Genomic DNA, 3,361 nt, shown 5'->3' on the forward strand with positions numbered 1-3,361 from the left:
CCGCTGTACGTCATCTTCAGGATGTCCAGCTTGGGATTGCCATTGTCGTTCAGATCGTAATAGTGAATGGACACCCAGTTGCAGCCATCCTGCTTCAGGTCGGCGATGTGGCCGGGGCCTTTATAGCGGCCGTCGACATTGGGCAAGGCGGTGCGGGTGCCGGAATAGGGGCCGCTGATGGTCGTGGCGCGCTGCACTTCGACGTAATAGGTAGAGTCCACGCCTTTGCAGCAGGCGCCGCGGTTCACCCACAGATAGTAATAGCCGCCATCGCGCGTGATATAGGGCGCCTCCATGTCCTTGCCGCCGCCACCGAGGATGGTGCTGACGCTGGATGCCAGCTTGCCCGTGCTCTGGTTGATCTCCGCGATGCCGATGCCGCCGAAGAAGGAACCGTACGTCATATAGACCTTGCCATCATGGTCGCGGTACAGCGCGGGGTCGATGGCATTGATTTCGCTGCTGCCGCCGAAGGATTCGACCACGATGCCCAGGTCCGTCCACTGCGGGTTCTTCAGCGAGGGCGAGCGCGCCACGCCGATGGCGGAGCTCGACGTGCCGAAGGTCGAAACGGAGTAATAGAGGTAGTAGTTGCCGTTCATATGGATCACGTCCGGCGCCCAGAACGAACCACTGAAGTTGGGGATCTTGTTGGCGATCCAGCTGGGGTAGGTGGTGAACACCGGCGCGGGTCCGGCTGCCCAGGTGATCATGTCTTTTGAGGTCGAGTACCAGATGCCGGTGCCGGTGGTGAAATTGAAATAAGTGTCGCCGTCCTTGGTGATGGTGCCGGGATCGTGGGCGTTCTGCACGCCGCTGAGGGTGATCGCTTGCGCGGTAAGGGCGAGCGCAGCCAGGCAGAGGGCTGCCAATAATCTTTTCATAAGGTCTCCTGATCGTTATAAGTATGGACAGCCGAAGCTGTCCGCACAGATTAGGAGTTACTCACCCGCACTGCTAATGAGTTTTTACGCAAGCTTGATACCTTTTTCGGTATGCGCCCGTGAGCCGCGCCATCTGGGCTTGCGCCATACGCCGGCCAGCAGCAGCCCGGCGCACAGCATGGTCCACGTCGCCGGCTCGGGCACCGGTGGCGCCACCGCCTGGGTGAACAGGATGAGGTCCCAGGTCATCGGCAGCGGCGTGTCGCCGGGATTCTGGATGCTCATGCTGAAGCTATCGTTGAAGCCATCCGGCGACATGGCCATGGTTGTCCAATGCGAGTAGTCGACGTCGCAGGCGGTGGGAATGGTGGCGTGCAGGCAAGTGCTGAAAATGCCGTCGGCGCGCGCCAGGGAGCCGCCATGATTCTCGAACGTGAGCCGGGCGCGGCCGGTGATGGTCAGGCCGCTTTGCGGTGCCAGCACGATCCGGGGAAAGCTCCAGATGCGGCTATAGCCCTGTCGCCAGGCGCCATCGTCATCGGCAACGCTGGCGTGCACGCTGGCCGAACCCAGCGCCGGGTTCAGTATGGCATTCACCAGCGAATCGCCGTGCGTGACCGAGGCGGCCATCGCGTCCCGGGTGCCGGGCGATTGCTGGCGGTCGTCCACACTGGGACTGCCGGCGGCAGTCTGAAGCGCGGCCTCCAGATCGGTTTTGCCAGGCGTCAGCGTGAAAGAGGGATGGGCGCCGGGTTGCAGTGCCCACACCTGAAAGGCGAACTGGTCCGCAGTCACCGTGACATTAACCGGGCCAGCGTGGGCGACGGAAATGCCCAGCGTAAGCAGCAACAGCATTTGGGACAGCAGTTTCATGGCATGCCCCTTGGCTCAAGCGCGTCGGCGCTGCGTTCCCACCAGCAGCAGGCCGGCGCCCAGCATGGCCCAGGTGGCGGGTTCCGGTACCGGCGCCAGGGCGTAACCGGTTTCGATATAGGACGAGACGCGCCAGTTCAGCAGCAGCGTGCGGTCGCTATTATTGGTGAGCGTTTGCGAGAAGGTACCGCTGCGGCTGAGTGAACGCTCGCCGAAGCTGAAGCCGGTGTAGCCCGGCAGGCAGTCGTAGCCCTCGTACAGGCAGGCTTGCAGCAGGAAGCTGCCACTGCGGTCGGGCAGATCGCCTTCGCTTTCATAGTCAAATAACCAATTGCCGCTGAAAATATTGACGCTGTAGGGCGCAATGCGTACCTGGCCGCGGCTGTTCATATTGGCGTAGCTGTAGTTCCAGGGCGCGTCGATGCTATCGATACTGTTTACCAGCGAACCGTCGCCCAGCTTGCCGGTCACGGCGCCGCCGGCGACGGAGCTGAGGCCGGCCACGGCTGCCGCCGTCGGCCGCCAGGAGCCGGCGGTATCCATCTCGAACAACGAGGTCTCGCGGTTGAGCGTGTCGGCGATGGTTCCATAAACCGCATCACCGCCAGGGTAGAGCTGATAGCCGAGGGCGGCGCTGTCCGTCAGCGACCAGGACTGGATATTCAGTCCGCTCAGGACCAGGGAAGTGCTCAGCCGGTCGGCCAGGGCCGGTTGCGCCGCAAAAACGCCATACAGGATCAGCGCCGGCGTGAGGCGCGTAAGTTTCATTGCCATGATGATTTCCCCGTAGTTGCTTGCTTATTAAAAGTAGCACTTTTGCAAGTGTGTCGGGAAGTGTAGGCGGACTTAACAATATGCTGCGCACATTTGACATACCCCGTACAAACCTGTTGCGTCAAGGGGCAAATCGAAGTACACTAGCCGGCTTCGGTATGGGTTCGTCTTTTTTATGGCCCGTATCTTTTTTTGTAGTTCAACTTAGTCCTGCCCAATCGTAGGTGGGAATGGAGAAAAAATGAGCCTTGGCCTCCTCGGTCGCAAGGTTGGTATGATGCGCATCTTCACGGATGATGGGGACTCGATCCCTGTGACCGTGCTGGACGTATCGAACAACCGTGTTGCGCAAATCAAAACTCCTGAAGTGGATGGTTATTCCGCTGTTCAGGTTGTCTTCGGTCAGCGTCGCGCATCCCGCGTGACTAAAGCTGCTGCCGGTCACTACGCTAAAGCTGGTGTTGAAGCTGGTTCCTTCATCAAGGAATTCCGCGTTGACGCTGCTAAAGCATCCGAACTGAAAGCCGGCGACGCTGTTGCCGTGTCCCTGTTCGAAGTCGGTCAAAAGATCGACGTACAAGGTGTTTCGATTGGTAAGGGCTACGCCGGTACCATCAAGCGCTACAACTTCTCGTCTGGCCGTGCTACCCACGGTAACTCCCGTTCGCACAACGTACCAGGTTCCATCGGTATGGCGCAGGACCCAGGCCGAGTGTTCCCAGGTAAGCGCATGACCGGTCACATGGGCGACGTTACCGTCACCACCCAGAATCTGGAAATCGCTCGTATCGACGCTGACCGCCAGCTGCTGCTGGTGAAAGGTGCAGTAC

Annotated in this window: 4 protein-coding genes; 1 reads left to right on the plus strand and 3 read right to left on the minus strand. The window is 60.2% G+C overall.

Going from position 1 to position 3,361, the window contains the following annotated elements:
* The 3 genes from AB4Z11_RS27170 to AB4Z11_RS27180 all read right to left on the minus strand — a co-directional run.
* Positions 1–884 (minus strand): arabinan endo-1,5-alpha-L-arabinosidase (locus AB4Z11_RS27170; protein WP_442028956.1); only part of this gene is annotated, 884 nt, incomplete at its 3' end.
* A gap of 84 nt (positions 885–968) precedes the next feature.
* Positions 969–1,757, minus strand: coding sequence for a PEP-CTERM sorting domain-containing protein (locus tag AB4Z11_RS27175; RefSeq protein WP_442028957.1), 789 nt, complete (start codon positions 1,755–1,757; stop codon positions 969–971).
* Between the two features lie 15 nt (positions 1,758–1,772).
* Positions 1,773–2,531, minus strand: a complete 759-nt coding sequence (locus AB4Z11_RS27180) for a PEP-CTERM sorting domain-containing protein (RefSeq protein ID WP_442028958.1) — start codon at positions 2,529–2,531, stop codon at positions 1,773–1,775.
* Positions 2,532–2,772: 241 nt separating this feature from the next.
* On the opposite strand from AB4Z11_RS27180, the gene rplC reads away from it, so the two are divergent.
* The coding region (gene rplC / locus AB4Z11_RS27185; protein ID WP_442028959.1) for a 50S ribosomal protein L3 at positions 2,773–3,361 on the plus strand (589 nt) is incomplete at its 3' end.

It is taken from the genome of Pseudoduganella sp. RAF53_2, assembly GCF_052113985.1.
GTDB lineage: Bacteria > Pseudomonadota > Gammaproteobacteria > Burkholderiales > Burkholderiaceae_D > Rugamonas.